Genomic DNA, 14,979 nt, shown 5'->3' on the forward strand with positions numbered 1-14,979 from the left:
GGAATCTTGCGTCAAAGTCGAATCTGCTATTCCTAAAATTGAGATACCTGCCTCCGTCTTTGTCCTTTGTATGGGACTGTTTTATTTTTAATGTGAGGGTTAAGGAAGCCGTCTTTCAGGATACGACCTGTGTCGGATGTCCTATTAATACCATGAGGGTCTTCCGGAGGTCAGTGGGTTGTTTTACGCTAGTTTGGAGAAAACATGGATTCAAGAGTTTTTGCGAGGTCGAAAATTTTATAGGGTTTGATCAAGATTCCCTGGAATCCATGATCTTGAAAATGGCACATAATGGGATCGTCTGAATATCCGCTGGTGACAATCGCTTTAATGTGAGGGTCCAAATTCCTAAGATGTTGAATGGCTTTAACTCCTCCCATTGCGCCCGGGATGGTAAGATCAAGAATGACCACTTCGAACTTCATTCCATCCGCCAGTGCCTTGGAAAATAGGTCAATAGCCGTTTGCCCATCTGGGACGCTGACGACATCATAGCCGAACTGCGTCAGCGCATCTTCAACCATACGGCGAATGCTGTGCTCGTCATCCATAACCAGGATCCGCCCTCTGCATTTTCGGGGAATGGCTGGAATGTGCTGTGCCTCATTTTCCGGTGTGACGTATGTGGATGGGATATACACGGTAAAGGTCGTGCCGACTCCGACTTTTGATTTCACGCTGATGTGTCCATGATGCTGCTGGATAATGCTATGGGCGGCGGCTAACCCTAAACCGGATGCGCCCGGTTTGGTGGTGTAATATGGATCAAAAATATTTGGCAGTTGGCGGGCTTCAATGCCGTTCCCCTGGTCTTCAAAAGAGATTTGCACATAGTTCCCAGGGATGAGTGACGATGAAGGAAGAGCCGAGGGATCTTTCAGTCCTATGTTTTCAACTTTGACGCTTAGGTGACCACCGTGAGGCATGGCTTGTCTGGCATTGAGGGTAATGTTTTGAAAAACCTGCCGGATTTGGGCGGGGTCCGCATCAAGAGGCCAAAGGTCATCGGGGATATCGAAATGACAACTGATTGATGACCCTGATAGGGCAAAAATCGTACTTTTTCGAAGCAGATCTCCTAACGCGATGGATGTCTTTATCGGCGCTCCGCCCTTGGCAAAGGTGAGGAGTTGTTGGGTCAATTCTTTGGCGCGCAAGCACGCCTGCTCGGCTTGCTCGAGGTTTTGCGTCAGGGGGTCATTGGACACCATGCGCAATTTGGCCACGAACACGTTTCCCAATATCGTCGTGAGGATATTATTAAAATCGTGAGCCAGTCCTCCCGCCAAGACCCCCAGAGAATTGAGTTTGCTGATTCGTTGTTGTTCTTCTTGGTGACGGGATTGGTCGGTAATATCTCGGAAGACTATCACCGTACCTAGAAGATGACCGCTATGATCGCGGATGGGTCCCTCTCTCAGAGTAATCTTCCGTTGCCGGCCATGTTTGGTCAGTAATTGATGAGGGGCATCCAGCTCGGAGAGGACCAGGGTTCTGGAAGAAAACTGCAAAGACGACTCCTCATCATTTTTTTGGCTATCACCGGTCAGACGGAAAATTTCTTGGAATGGTCGGTGCAAGGCCTCCTGGGTTGTCCATTCGGTGATCTGCTCCGCCAAAGGATTCAAGAAAGAAATGCGTCCTTCTCGATCAGTCGTGACGATCCCTTCCGCGACTGATTGAAGCGTGGTGACCAGATGATCCTTTTCAGCAATGAGGGCATGTTCGAGGCGTTTCCGGTCTGAAATATCTCGAAGGATAAAGCCGTAATGGGTGTCCATGCCGACCTTCCAACTTGTGGAAGAAATCTCCAGGGGAAATGATTCGCCGCTTTTCCGTAGGCCGGTCAGTTCCAGGGGCTGCTGAAGAGGAAAGGTCGAAGATCGCCCATAACTGATATCTCCCAGTCCTTTCCGGTACATGTCTCGATAACCTTCTTCCAATAAGGTCACAATCGAGTGGCCCAGGACCTCGTCAGGTTGATAACCGAAAATCGACTCGGCTGCAGGATTCCAAGAGACAATGGTTCCATGTAAATCGGCAGAAATGATCCCTTCATGGGCGGAGTCCACCAGCGAGGAAAATTGAGAATGGAGTTCGGACATTGTCTGGTTGACCCGCACATGATGCGTGATATCCAGGCCATATCCCCGCACAAGACTTTTTTCCTGGAGAGGCGAAAAAGTCCAATCAAAGTGGTCATGCTCAACAATGACCGTGAGACCTCTGACGGGGGTTGCGGTTTTGAGGCATCCCAGGGCGAGCTGTGTTAGTGTGGCTGGAAGCACCATTGGCACACCGTCTTCCCGAAATCCATAGGTGTCGAGGAGGCGGATCATGGCAGGGTTGGCATAGGCCAGGTGTCCCTGGGCGTCCACTTCCACGATGGGATTCGGGCTTTCCTCTGGCATCGACGCGAGGTGTTGATGTGCTTCGTGTTGTCGGAGTTCCTGGCTGAGATCACGAAAAATAATCAGCGCACCTGAGTGGCGCGGATTGGTCAGTGGTGTGGCTTGGAATTCCACCCAACGGGTTTCCCCACTTGGCCGTCGAATCAAGAGTTGAGGCCTCCAGATGGATTTTCCCGTCGTGATGGATCTCGTGATCGGGCAATGTTCCTCTTGTGTGACAAGATCAATATGCAGACATTCCGCGTGGGCATGAAAGGATTGCCCGAGGCATGAGGTTTCGGTTCGATGAAGAATCCTGGCACCTTCCAGGTTGAGGGAAAGAATCTGGCCTTGGGTATCCACGTGGCAGATGCCAATGTTGATGGAGTCCATCAGGGTATGCACAAAGGCTTGGGATGAACGTAATGCCGTCTCTAGTCCAGGGATGTCCATTTGTTTGAGTTCTTGAAAAAAATGTTGCCGATCCACTCAGCGATTCCTTCCTATCATAGTGACGAGATCGTGTGAACGATAGCTCCTCTTACCATAAGGCTTCAAGGATTTTCGACATATCCCATCCTTCCCGAATCGGGTCCAAGGCTTTTTCAATCGATCGATGAGGGATTGTGGGGCTTTGTGCCGCTAAATCAATGATTTCCTGTTCAGGATAGGGTTGGTCCAAGGAGTCCTTGAGTAATTTAATAGTAGGGGTCATTCGACTATGACTAGACACCCACACAACGACGGCCTGCTCCCCGGTATTCAGCCGAACCAGGGAACCAATTGGATACACCCCTAAGAGTTGAATTAATCGTTGGACGAGATAAAGATGATATTGCCCTCCGACAGCAGCCTGATACAGCTCGGATAAAGCCCGGGCAGGTGGCACGGGCGGACAGCCGCATCGTCCGCTAATTTGCGCGTCATACGTATCGGCAATGCTCAATATTTGGGTGAGTTCCGAAATCTCAAGGCCTCGTAATCCCCTGGGATAACCGGAGCCGTCAAGCCGCTCATGGTGTTCAAAGACCATCCGTTTCGACTCGTCAGGAATATCGGGGAATTGCTTAAGAATGGCCACGCCCATTTCACAATGCGCCTGCATAAGTTTCTGCTCTTGCGGTGTGAATCGTTCCACCTTGCGGATCATATTCAACGGGAGGCGAAGTTGTCCGATGTCGTGGAGAAGAGCGGCAAGCCCAACGAGTTTTAATTGTGTCGGATTGCAGCCGTGTTCGTGTCCGATGGCCATGGCTAACATTCCCGTATCGACCCCATGAGAGGCCAGGTTTGGATCGAAACGACGCATTTGAATCAGCGACACCATGGCGGTCTGGTGGTCTAAGATTCCATCAAGCAGGATGCTGACCACACTTCGGACTTCCTGGATGTGTTGGGGAGTGGGCGTCTCCATTTGACGGAAAAATACCTCCATGGTGGAGATAGCTTCTGCGCGAAGGAGACGTGCGGCCTCAATGTCTTCCGGTTTGGGCCCTGACCCCACCCTGGGGGATGTTAACGAGGTTGAGGAAGAAAGGTCTTGGTCTTCTGACGTGTGCTGAACGTCACCCACCTCGGCAAGATCGCACCCCTTTTCCGTGTCGATCTGGACTTCCTTAATTCCATAATTGCGCAATAGGGCAATCTCATCCTCTCGTTTGATCGTCCATTTGTGACGGAGAAATGGGGTTTTAAACCATGATCGGTCCATGCCCGTGATATACATCCCAGGCCGCAGGTCATGAATAGATATACGTTTATTCATGGTGCAGGGTTGGGCAAAAGGGGATAAAAAACGCACCAGATGAGATGTGAGATGTACAGATGGGTACCAATCAACCGGGGACTGGATGGAATCGCGCCAATGGTAACGAGTTTCCCTTAAAAGGGCAAGAGATGGCCGGCAATGAGAAGAAAAACAGGAGAAGGCTTAGGAGGAGCGTTTGAGAATTCGATCAATGCGGCCGGCAATCTCCGTCGCTTCCTCCGGGTGACCTCCAGCCAGTAGGAGGGCATGGTAAGTTTGCAGGGTGGAGAGTAATTGCGGGGCAGAAAGTCCCCAGGATTTTTCACGAATGGCTAAGGCTCGCTTAAGAAGTGGACGAGCCATCTCCAATTGGTTTTTCCCCTGATATAACGAGGCGAGGGCAGCCAAAGGATCGGCCATCCGAAGATGTTCAGAACCCAAAGATTGAGCCAACAGCGGCAAGGCTTCCCAATAATAGGCTTCGGCCTGAATCTCTTGTCCTTCCAACCGGGCGACCTCTCCCAGCTGATAAATCACCAGGGCATATCGTTCATCGGTCGGCCCCTGTTTTCGAACCGATGGTAACAGACGATGAAGCAGGTCTTTGGCTTCTTGCAACTGTCCCCGGGAGAGAGCAGCATGGATCTGTTCCCATTGCCTATCCCATTCGGACGATATCGGGCACCCGGTGAGGAGGCAGATGAGACCTGCAAGCAGCCACCCTATAATCCATGTTCGGTTTGCGATGTGGTTCATAAATGTCGGACGCGCCTTGACATCTAACGGAAGGAGCAAGTGAGTGAAAAAACCCTCGCGTTAGAATAAGGCAACCATCATGGGGAAATCCTGTGACATTCTGGACATTTTCCGCCACTCTTTGTAGGGTACCCTGGTGCAGGGCCCGTGACGGAGATGAAGATGCTTGACCAGGTATTGCGATATTGCCAGCATGACGTGTGGAAGGAAGATGTTAATGCGTTAACTGGTTTTCGACAGTTCGGCGTCAAAGCGCTGCGTCTGGTATTGGTGGCGGTTGCCGAATTTCAGGAAAGTGTCCTGAGTATCCGGGCCACCAGTTTGGTCTACACCACTCTCCTGTCCCTGGTTCCGTTTTTAGCGGTCACCTTTTCGGTCCTCAAAGCCTTCGGCATACATCAAAAGATCCAACCGATTCTGGCGCAAGCGTTGGATCCGCTCGGGCCGAAAGGTATTGAGATTACCACGAATATCATCCAGTTTGTCGACAACATGCAAGTGGGGGTCTTGGGAGCGGTGGGCGTTGCGGGCCTGTTCTATACGACGTATTCCCTGATTGAAAAAATTGAAGAGGCTCTGAACTCGATTTGGCGGGTTGATGCAGGTCGCCCGTTGGCCAGAAGAATCACCGATTATTTAAGTGTCGTACTCGTGGGCCCTGTGTTCGTCTTTACGGCCTTCGGACTCACTGCCTCGGCGCAAAGTCATTGGCTTGTCCAAAAAATTCTTGAAGTCCAGCCGCTTGGCCATCTAATGGTCGTGCTCACCAATCTGCTGCCCTTCATTTTTATGTGCCTGGTGTTTACGTTTCTCTACAAGTTTCTGCCCTTTACAAAGGTCAATTTTAACTCAGCGCTGATCGGAGGAGTGACGGCAGGACTGCTCTGGCAAGTGGCCGGATTGGCGTTTGCATCATTCGTCGTCGGGACAGGACGGTATAGCGCCATATACTCAGGCTTTGCCGTGCTTATTCTCTTTCTCATTTGGCTCTATGTCGGATGGCTCATTGTGCTGGCAGGAGCTCAAGTCGCCTATTATCATCAGCACCCATCCGCATACCTCTTACATTTAAGTCGAAAAAATCAGACTCCACTCTTTCGAGAATACCTCACCCTGTCATTGCTCACCCATATTACCCGCCGGTTTTTATCGGGGAAGCCGCCTCTCAGGGCAGAGCAGTTAGCCCGCGCACAAGGGGTGCCCCTTACGTTGGTGGAATCGCTCATCGATGATCTGGTAAAAGGCCAGATGGTCGTGAAAGGCGATAAACCCAAAGGACTGGTCTTGGCCCAGGCACCAGAGAATATTCCGGTAGTCGAGGTGTTACGGGTGGTTCAGCATCAATCCCATGACGGGCCCCAGGCATTTGTAGTGGGTTCAGATTCCATTAGTCGGGTCCTTAAACGAAGGGATGCGGCGGTGGAAGCCGCATTGGAAGGCACGACGTTGCGTGATTTGGTACGGCGTCAACCTGAAGCCATTGAAGAAGAGAGCGGAATGGATCAGGCCCAAGGTCAAGATCCCGGTGGGGCCGTTCACTCCGAGTCGGAGGGTGAGGCATTGGGTCCTCCAGGCTTTCTCCAAGAAACCACACATGCCGATCCTCCTGTTGTCAGGAAAGGGAGGGCAAGATAATGAACGTGTGCTGAAAAGGGTAGGAAGATGACTATGTGGATTGTCCCGGGTGCCCCTCTCAATGATGGTCAAGGCTGGCGCATTTGGTGCTCGCAAAAAGGGGAAGGCAGTTTTGTTCCACCCGCTATTGAAGTGCGACAAGGTGGTACCATGGTCCCCGTTCATACTGAATGGAAGCTGTTGCCTCCATTATCAGGGTTAAAACGACGGATGGGGATAATGTCTGTGCGGTTACAAAGCTCCCCGCCACCACAAGGTGCAACCTTTGAGATCCAGGTGGGGACGAACAATGACGCCGACGTTCAAACGTTTTTCTGGTCGACCCTTCCTCAGAACGTTACTGACAAAGGAGTGACGTTTCTCTTTTCCTCCTGTTTTTGGCAGAACAACGACCGGGATGGATATTACCGCGCAGGCATGAGGGAGTTGAAAATATTATGTCAGCCGCATTTTAAAATGCTGATTGGGGACCAAGTCTATCTCGACTGGCCTCTTTATTGGGATATGGCTGATAAGGAGGCGATTCAACTGTTTGGAAAACGATATCGGCAATATTGGGAAGACGAACATTACCGGGAAGTTCTTCAACTCAACCCAAATTTTATCACGTGTGATGATCACGAATATTGGAACGATTATCCTGAAAAGCAGAAACATTTAATTCAGGCATGGACTGATTCACACTGCAAGACCTATGGTCCTGTTGCTGATCAACTCTATTATCAATATCAGCAATGCCTGAATCCTGATGAAGCCCGCTGGTATTCTTTTGTGATCGATCCCGTTTCTTTTTTTGTTACCGATACCCGGTCCACTCGGGGGGAGTGCCGCGACAAAGGAGCCGGACATTTTATTTTGGACGATCAATGGAATGCACTAGAAGCCTGGCAACAAGGGTTGCAGGGGCCTGGCGTGCTGGTATTAGGGCAACCTCTTTTTCAAAAAGACGGGAATTACAAAGATCATTCTTTATCCAATTTCAAGGAAGATTACGTCCGACTCTGGCGCGTGTTTGAGCGGAGTTTAGGCGGAAAGAACACGCAGGGAATGCCACACGACATTTTGATTCTTTCGGGGGATATTCACACCGGCCGATATGCTGAAGCACATGGTCCTTTCCCCGATGCGCCTTATGGCGTGCCGGAATTCATCGCCTCTCCCGCCGCGATGATTAGTCCGGGTAATACTCGACCGGAGGAGCCACCTCAACGAATTCGGGTCAAGCCGAATGCCCAGGGCGGTGAATCCGTCTGGAACATTGATCCACAAAAAAATGTCGAGGTCATGACCATTCAGAACAATGTCGGTATTGTGCGGATGTTTCCCGGCAGCCAGGCTGGAGGAACACCTCGGGTGCGATTCGAGCTGGAATTGTGGCGGTTGCCGGCTAAGCGTATTGAATTGGATTGGGATGAAGACCCTCCTCCTCAAGGAGTAGGAGGTCCATTAAAGTGTGTCTTTAAGAAGGAGTTGCGGCTTCGTTAGCGATACGGAAGATTTTCACAGAACCACGTCATCCATTCAGATCGTTTTTCGAGTGATGTGAAGAAAGGAAATTCATTATGCGCCATTCTCAAACCTCAACCAGAAATCCGGCCATCAAGGACTGGACCAGCAAATATGGCAAACGCACCAACCTGCAATTTTTCAATGATGCGTTTGCCGCCTTGCAAAAACAGGACATCGGCAATCGTGGATTGATGACCGTGGGGTTGATCGGCAGCCGGGACCTTCCCGGACATACATTGCGAACGGCACAGTCCATGTTGCGGTGGGATTTACGCCCGAGTTTCTGGTCGCATGTGTTTGTGGTGGCCGAACCCGTCACCTCTCGTACGTCATTGCGGGCTCTGCCGATTCTTGAAGTTCCGCTGCATCCACGCAACGGGATGTTCCCAAGGCCGGAATGTAATGGCATTAATGAAGGCACATTAGGCCTGTATGAGGACAAAGACATCGATGCGAATGTCGGACTTGTGGCTGTCAGTATGACGGATGAGGAGGCCAAAAAGCTTAAAAAACGCGCGAGGGACTGGAATCAGGATCGTGTCCGTTACAACTTTTGGGAGATGTTGGGAGTTTGGCAAAGCTATCTCTGGTCGCAAGGGGCCAAGCGCAATCCGTTGCGGGAGGGTATGCCCATCGCCGCCTCGTCGTATATTGAATTCATCTTTGAAGGCGTGGGTTTGGGTGTGACTCCGGGTACCTCCGAGCGCAACAGCGCCCCGGAGCACCTGTGGAATGCGGCCTGCTGGTGGCACAAGGCCTTCAAGGAGCAGGACCGGCAAGTGGCCGGGATGTTTGTGGCTCGCGATCCCGGCTGTGCTATGCTCCGTCCTAACGAATAAGTCCCATCTATAGGGACATAACATTAAAGTCGTGGTTGATCCACTAATTTCCACAGGGGTTTTGCGGGGATCTATTCGAAAAAATGAGCATCCATTCCCGATGGCCGATGTTGGGATTGATACCTGTTTCCTCTGCTGCGGCTGGTTCCCAAAATTTTTCCTTTCTCTTTTTTGAATGGGCTTTTTCTCTGAAGTAGACAAAGTAGCGAGGTGGGAGTAGAAGTGCGATGTGGCCTATGAACTATAATAGGACACTTTACAATTGTTGACGATACGGCTTTGATCTATCTATCTCCCCCAACTGTATTGTGCATTCTGTAGGGGGGCGCCCTCTCCTTAAAAAGTGGGGTATGAATCCGTAAAAATGAGGATGAAAATGTGGTGAAAATCGGATTGATTCAAATGGCTTGCTCCGCCAATCCCGGTGAGAATCTGGAGCATGCGGTGGACAAGGTTGAGGAAGTGGCGCGAAACGGGGCGCAGGTTATCTGCCTGCCTGAGTTGTTTCGCTCTCAATATTTTTGTCAGAAGGAAGATGCCGCTCTATTTGATTTGGCAGAATCCGTTCCTGGGCCTTCCACCGATGCCTTGGCTAAAATTACTAAAACGCATCGTGTGACCATTTTGGTGTCGGTGTTTGAGCGGAGGACGGCAGGGGTCTACCATAATTCCATTGTCGTGTTAGACGAGCGAGGAGAGATAGCCGGACTGTATCGCAAGATGCATATTCCGGATGATCCAGCTTATTACGAGAAATTTTATTTCACTCCTGGGGATCGAGGGTTCCAGGCGCTGAGGACCACCCATGCAACGGTCGGGCCGTTGATTTGTTGGGATCAGTGGTATCCGGAGGCAGCGAGAATGACGGCCCTACAAGGAGCGGAGATCTTATTTTACCCTACGGCCATCGGCTGGCATCCCAAAGAAAAAACGGAAGAAGGCCAGGCGCAACGCGAAGCTTGGATGACGATCCAGCGCAGTCATGCCATTGCGAATGGGGTGTTTGTGGCGGCCGTGAACCGGGTCGGCCATGAGGCCCCGGCTGGCGGGGATGGGCTGGAATTTTGGGGCAGTTCGTTTGTCTGTGATCCCTTTGGGGTGGTGGTGGCGCAGGCGTCTGTTGAGAAAGAAGAAGTGCTAGTGGTGGATATTGATCTTAAACGCATTGAAGAAGTCCGCCGCAACTGGCCTTTTCTTCGCGATCGTCGCATTGATGCGTATGGGGGGATCACGAAGCGATTTTTGGATGTGTCTCATTAATCCGGCCTTTGTACAAATTTGCGGTGTTGACCCTTATCCTAGCCTTGTCTTTTTCTTTGAGGCCGAGCTCTTCCAGGAAGAGGGAAGCGCTGTACCTTCCAAATGAGTAGCATGTTTTCCAATCTTGCAATATTCCTCCTCCCTTTGGGGAAAGGATTAGGGTGAGGGAAGAGATGAAGCGGATTGCACCCCAATGGCGATCCATTGCGGCCAGGTTACGTGGGAATCAATCGGATGCTGAACAACGGCTCTGGGGCCGGATTCGAGATGGTCAGGTTAAGGGATGGAAGTTCAGGCGGCAACATCCAATCGGTGGAAGTACTGTTGATTTCTGTTGTTTGGAAGGGATGCTGATTATTGAGCTGGAAGGGGAACAACATCCAGAACAGAAAAAAGCAGATGAGGCGTGCATCAATTATTTGACGACGTTGGGTTTTCGGGTCCTTCGATTTTGCAATGATGATGTGCTAACGAAGACTGATGATGTGGTGGAGGAGATTGTGAGAGCCATGGGAGTTTCTGAAAGCTTTGACCCTCTCCCTGACCTTGCCCTCTTTTCGAGGCCAAGTTCTTTTAGGGAAAGGGAAACGGAGGATTTCCCGACTGGTGTTTTTTCCGTTCAAGAGAAAACCCCTCATAGAGAGAGTAGGGCTGAATTAGGAATGAGAATGCCCGCAGAGTGGGAGCGACACGAGGCGACTTGGCTAGGATGGCCCCATAATACGAAAGATTGGCCCGGGAAAATGGGAGCGATCTCCTGGGTGTATGGGGAAATGGTTCGGAGGCTGTCTTTAGGAGAATCTGTTCGGATTCTCGTGAATGACAAAGACCATGAATTGAAAGCCAGGCGGGTGTTGGACAAAATTGGGGCCGATATGACCCGTATTCAATTTCTTCGTATTCCGACCAATCGGGGATGGGCACGTGACTTTGGCCCCATTTTCGTGAAACGGGATCAGCCTGATTCCCAAGTGGCGATTGCCCGTTTTCGCTTTACAGCCTGGGCCAAGTATCCGGATTGGCAATTGGATGATCGTATCCCGGTTCGATTAGGCCGGAAACTCAAGATTCCCGTGGTCCCTGTTGAGCGAAATGGTGAAGGTGTGGTTCTGGAAGGTGGCGCCATCGATGTGAATGGCCAAGGAACGTTGTTGACCACGGAAGAATGTGTTTTGGATCAGCAGGTCCAGGTACGGAATCCCGGGTTTTCCCGACAGGATTATGAGGAAGTGTTTGGCACACATTTAGGCATTTCCCAGGTTCTCTGGTTAGGGCAAGGCATTGCCGGTGACGATACGCATGGGCATGTTGATGATGTATGTCGGTTTGTGGATCCCTATACGGTGGTGCTGTGTCAGGAATCCAATCCAGCCGATGAAAACTATCGTCCCTTGGCTGAAAATGCCGAGCGACTAGAGGGAATGCGGGTGGAAAATGGGAGAAAGTTACTGGTGGTCCCCTTGCCGATGCCTGGGCCGCTCTATTTTGAAGGGCGACGGCTACCTGCCAGTTATGCCAATTTTTATATCGGGAATGCTGTCGTGTTGGTGCCGACCTTTAATGATCCGCAGGATCGGGTGGCCTTAGGGATTATGTCTGACCTGTTTCCTGATCGAACGGTGGTAGGTATTCATGCCGTGGATCTGGTCTGGGGATTTGGGACCATTCATTGCTTGACGCAACAACAGCCAGCCTCTGATTAATTATTGATTCTCAAGGAGCGTTCATGAATACGTCTTCTCCTGCGGCCGAACCTCTAATTCTTCCTTCGCCTGTTCGAATCGGATGGATTGGCGCCGGAGTGATGGGCGCGCCAATGTGCGAACATCTCCTTCGTGCCGGGTATGCCTTGACGGTATTTACCCGCACCCCTTCTAAAGCGCAGGTGTTGTTGGATCAAGGCGCCCGATGGGAAGAGTCTCCGGCCGCTGTAGCTGCGGAGGCCGATGTGGTGTGTACAATGGTGGGTTTTCCTCAGGATGTTCGTCGGATATATCTCGAACCAGATGGGCTGCTACCCCAGGCTCGCCCTGGTCAGGTCTTCGTGGATTTCACCACTTCTGAGCCGACGTTGGCTCGTGAATTATCCAGTGTGGCCAGTTCAAAATCCGCATCCGCCCTGGATGCGCCGGTTTCTGGCGGTGACGTTGGGGCCAGAGAGGGCACATTGTCCATTATGGTGGGTGGCGATGCGAGGGCATTTGAAGCGGTCAGGCCGATCATGTCTGTGTTGGGAAGAACCGTAGTCTATCAAGGCCATGCCGGATGCGGGCAGCATGCCAAACTCTGTAACCAAATAACGATTGCGGGCACGATGATCGGTGTGTGTGAAGCGTTATTGTATGCCCAAAAAGCCGGGTTGGATGGCGAAACCTTGTTGCGTTCCATATCCAGTGGGGCTGCGGGATGCTGGACACTTGACCATCTGGCACCTCGGATATTGAAACGAGATTTTGAAGCCGGATTTTTTGTGGAGCATTTCATTAAGGATATGGGTATGGCATTAGATGAAGCCAAACGAATGGGCTTACTTCTGACAGGGCTTTCACTGGTTCGAAAGCTCTATGTTGCGATTCAAGCCAATGGTCATGGGCGTTCCGGGACGCATGCGTTGTTGTTGGCGCTGGAAGATTTATCTCCGACGTTTTTACCTGCAGATTCCTCTCCTCACGCTTTGTCAAAGTAGTGCCAATCCCGATCCGCATTTCCTCAATGGTTTGTTCCTATAGGTAGGGGCCACGCTCCCGCTCTGGACAAATGTTCGGTCGTGACGAAAAACGTATTAGCTTTTTTCAGCCAACGTTCCGAGAAATAAAATTGCTAACCCGAGTCTTTTCTTTTGTGTTTTATCTTCGTGATCTCTTTCCTTTGAACCTGCCTCATTGTGGTTGGTGAATTTTGTGGGTTGGGACGTACGATTTTTTTCTGAAGGGTGGGCCTTTGATGTCATGTTGGTGGGGTGAGTACTGTGGAAATTGAGGGGGTGACTGGGGGAAGGCATGGGCAGTTCTCGGGCGTGTCCTTCATTCAAGAAGAACCCGACTGAGAGGACCAGGCCTGTAAGGCCTAAAAGACGCCATGTTTTTGTGGTCGGTTGCTGGCGGATCTGTTCCATTTTTTGGGCCCTCCGTTCCGCCGCTGATGCGGTGAGAAATCCTTGGGTCATATTTGGGCCTGTATCGACATTATTGTTTGAAACTTGCGGGAAGGCCCAGAGGTGTTTCTTCCTTGACATTGCCGTGGATTGGGGGTGATTTCAGCGGGAACGTGTTCTTCCCGGTTGGACCGAGGGAGTACGACAGGCAGGGATGGCTACAACGTCATCCAATTTTCCAGAGCAGAATCAAGGTCAATGCCGACTTGTTCGGGAGCAAGGACCCGCACAATTTCCGGCCGTGATTCATGAGAGGAGAGTACAGAGAAGTTGAACGGGATCGGTTCAGACAACGGTTGATGAATGGCGTCCTGGATTAGAAGGATCGTGGGTTGAAGCAGATCATCTCGGGAATTCGCTGTGACGATTCCCCGTTCCCCGGTACTCAATTCCACCAGGGCATACGTGGGATAGATTCCAATGAGATTAATGAATGTCGCCACTAATGCGCCATCTAATAAACCTTTCCTGCCTTGTTGATATAACGATTGGAGGGCGTTTCTGACCGGGAAGGGCTTCCCAGTGTGGTGACCGGTTAATAATTCATCATACTCGTCGACAATACGAAGGATTCGGCTGGATGTGTGAATTTTGGTTGGATCACTATTCGCAGGATGTCCTGTGCCATCCAGGGCAATATGGTGTTCCCGGATTAACGTATCAACCTCGTCCGAGAGACTCGACTGTTGGGACAGCATCTCAACCCCTCGATGGGGATGTTTATGATACATGACTAATTCTGCGTCAGATAACTGGCTGAGCGGTCGGTTCAGGAGTTGTGGAATGTTCAAGAGCCCTGCGTCATGGAGAAGGCCCGCGCTTGCCAGGTGTTGTAACGCGGTATTGTCCAACCCCACAGCTCGTCCCAATAAAACCGCTAATGTACTGACCGCAAGTGCGTGATCGAATAAGGCCGGAGAAAAGTCCCTGGTCCGAATCATTGCGATGCAGGCTTCTTCATGTCGGAGGGATTCAGCCATGACGGATTCAGTGATCTGATGAACCTGTTCCGTGGCGAGCCGTCCGGTTTTCTGCAGTGTGTGGAGGATATCCTGGACACCTTCAAGCATATACAACCGCACCATCTTCATTGTGGTGAGTTCACCGGATAGGGATTTTCCCTTAACAGAGGGTGGAAGGTGGTCAAGTCGTGCGACTTCGGGCGGGCGGGAAGAATCAGGTATAGGTGAATTCGGAGGGGAGGAGACGTCATCAGGGGTGGGCGGTGGTTCAGAATCTGGTACTACATCAAGCCCACGATCAGTATCAATGGCGATTTCTTGAATTCCGGCCTGTTCTAATTTGGCAATATCGCTGGAAGATTTGATGAGAAACCGGTGCAGGAGGAATGGAGTCTTTATCCATGAGCGGTCGATTCCACAGAGGTACATTCCCACTTGAGCGGAAGTCGTTGGAATTCGTTTGATGGCCATAATATGCCGACGAGGGGTTCTTAGGAAGGAAATTTCATTTCTTCATTGTGGGGAATGCCTGGTTTCCTCATCGGCGTCCTTTCGGCCGTTCTTAACCTCATACTCCCTAGGGAACACGTGGTGAAAGTGAAGGGCTTGTCATGTCTAAGGATGTGTTGTGATAGGGGGGATGTTTCTGTTGTGCAATGACGGAAAATTCTGCGAATGGAAACGACCCAAGGACCATCAGAGCCAACAAAATATAGTGCCTGACCTC

Annotated in this window: 10 protein-coding genes; 6 read left to right on the plus strand and 4 right to left on the minus strand. The window is 51.0% G+C overall.

Going from position 1 to position 14,979, the window contains the following annotated elements:
• Positions 1 to 188 precede the first annotated feature (188 nt).
• From PQG83_RS19710 to PQG83_RS19720, 3 genes are all read right to left on the minus strand, one after another.
• Positions 189 to 2,879 carry a hybrid sensor histidine kinase/response regulator gene (locus PQG83_RS19710; RefSeq protein ID WP_312744724.1) on the minus strand — a complete coding sequence of 897 codons (2,691 nt, stop codon included), beginning with the start codon at positions 2,877 to 2,879 and terminating at the stop codon, positions 189 to 191.
• Between the two features lie 52 nt (positions 2,880 to 2,931).
• On the minus strand, positions 2,932 to 4,155 hold the full coding sequence (locus PQG83_RS19715; protein WP_312744725.1) for a cyclic di-GMP phosphodiesterase: 1,224 nt from the start codon (positions 4,153 to 4,155) through the stop codon (positions 2,932 to 2,934).
• A 165-nt stretch (positions 4,156 to 4,320) separates the two neighbouring features.
• Positions 4,321 to 4,893 (minus strand): tetratricopeptide repeat protein, encoded by a 573-nt coding sequence (locus PQG83_RS19720; RefSeq protein WP_312744728.1) that lies wholly within the window; start codon positions 4,891 to 4,893, stop codon positions 4,321 to 4,323.
• 162 nt (positions 4,894 to 5,055) lie between these two features.
• On the opposite strand from PQG83_RS19720, the gene PQG83_RS19725 reads away from it, so the two are divergent.
• From PQG83_RS19725 to PQG83_RS19750, 6 genes are all read left to right on the plus strand, one after another.
• A complete protein-coding gene (locus PQG83_RS19725) occupies positions 5,056 to 6,528 on the plus strand; it encodes a YhjD/YihY/BrkB family envelope integrity protein (RefSeq protein WP_312744732.1) in 1,473 nt (490 codons plus the stop codon).
• A gap of 27 nt (positions 6,529 to 6,555) precedes the next feature.
• A complete protein-coding gene (locus tag PQG83_RS19730) occupies positions 6,556 to 8,013 on the plus strand; it encodes an alkaline phosphatase D family protein (RefSeq protein ID WP_312744735.1) in 1,458 nt (485 codons plus the stop codon).
• A gap of 77 nt (positions 8,014 to 8,090) precedes the next feature.
• Entirely contained in the window at positions 8,091 to 8,876 is a 786-nt protein-coding gene (locus PQG83_RS19735) for a hypothetical protein (RefSeq protein ID WP_312744738.1), read from the plus strand.
• Positions 8,877 to 9,257: 381 nt separating this feature from the next.
• Positions 9,258 to 10,136 (plus strand): carbon-nitrogen hydrolase, encoded by an 879-nt coding sequence (locus PQG83_RS19740; protein ID WP_312744741.1) that lies wholly within the window; start codon positions 9,258 to 9,260, stop codon positions 10,134 to 10,136.
• A 173-nt stretch (positions 10,137 to 10,309) separates the two neighbouring features.
• A complete protein-coding gene (locus tag PQG83_RS19745) occupies positions 10,310 to 11,839 on the plus strand; it encodes an agmatine deiminase family protein (protein ID WP_312744743.1) in 1,530 nt (509 codons plus the stop codon).
• Positions 11,840 to 11,862: 23 nt separating this feature from the next.
• Entirely contained in the window at positions 11,863 to 12,822 is a 960-nt protein-coding gene (locus PQG83_RS19750; RefSeq protein WP_312744745.1) for an NAD(P)-dependent oxidoreductase, read from the plus strand.
• Between the two features lie 626 nt (positions 12,823 to 13,448).
• Here the strand turns inward: PQG83_RS19750 and PQG83_RS19755 are convergent.
• Positions 13,449 to 14,723 (minus strand): cyclic di-GMP phosphodiesterase, encoded by a 1,275-nt coding sequence (locus tag PQG83_RS19755; RefSeq protein WP_312744748.1) that lies wholly within the window; start codon positions 14,721 to 14,723, stop codon positions 13,449 to 13,451.
• Positions 14,724 to 14,979 lie beyond the last annotated feature (256 nt).

Origin of the sequence: Candidatus Nitrospira neomarina (assembly GCF_032051675.1) — a bacterium.
GTDB classification, from domain to species: Bacteria; Nitrospirota; Nitrospiria; order Nitrospirales; family UBA8639; genus Nitrospira_E; species Nitrospira_E neomarina.

Excerpts from the sequence above, each read along its gene's own strand:
- PQG83_RS19745 (WP_312744743.1), top strand. The coding sequence starts at position 10,310 with ATGAAGCGGATTGCACCCCAATGGCGATCCATTGCGGCCAGGTTACGT.
- PQG83_RS19720 (WP_312744728.1), bottom strand. The coding sequence starts at position 4,893 with ATGAACCACATCGCAAACCGAACATGGATTATAGGGTGGCTGCTTGCA.
- PQG83_RS19715 (WP_312744725.1), bottom strand. The coding sequence starts at position 4,155 with ATGAATAAACGTATATCTATTCATGACCTGCGGCCTGGGATGTATATC.
- PQG83_RS19735 (WP_312744738.1), top strand. The coding sequence starts at position 8,091 with ATGCGCCATTCTCAAACCTCAACCAGAAATCCGGCCATCAAGGACTGG.
- PQG83_RS19755 (WP_312744748.1), bottom strand. The coding sequence starts at position 14,723 with ATGGCCATCAAACGAATTCCAACGACTTCCGCTCAAGTGGGAATGTAC.
- PQG83_RS19750 (WP_312744745.1), top strand. The coding sequence starts at position 11,863 with ATGAATACGTCTTCTCCTGCGGCCGAACCTCTAATTCTTCCTTCGCCT.
- PQG83_RS19725 (WP_312744732.1), top strand. The coding sequence starts at position 5,056 with ATGCTTGACCAGGTATTGCGATATTGCCAGCATGACGTGTGGAAGGAA.
- PQG83_RS19730 (WP_312744735.1), top strand. The coding sequence starts at position 6,556 with ATGACTATGTGGATTGTCCCGGGTGCCCCTCTCAATGATGGTCAAGGC.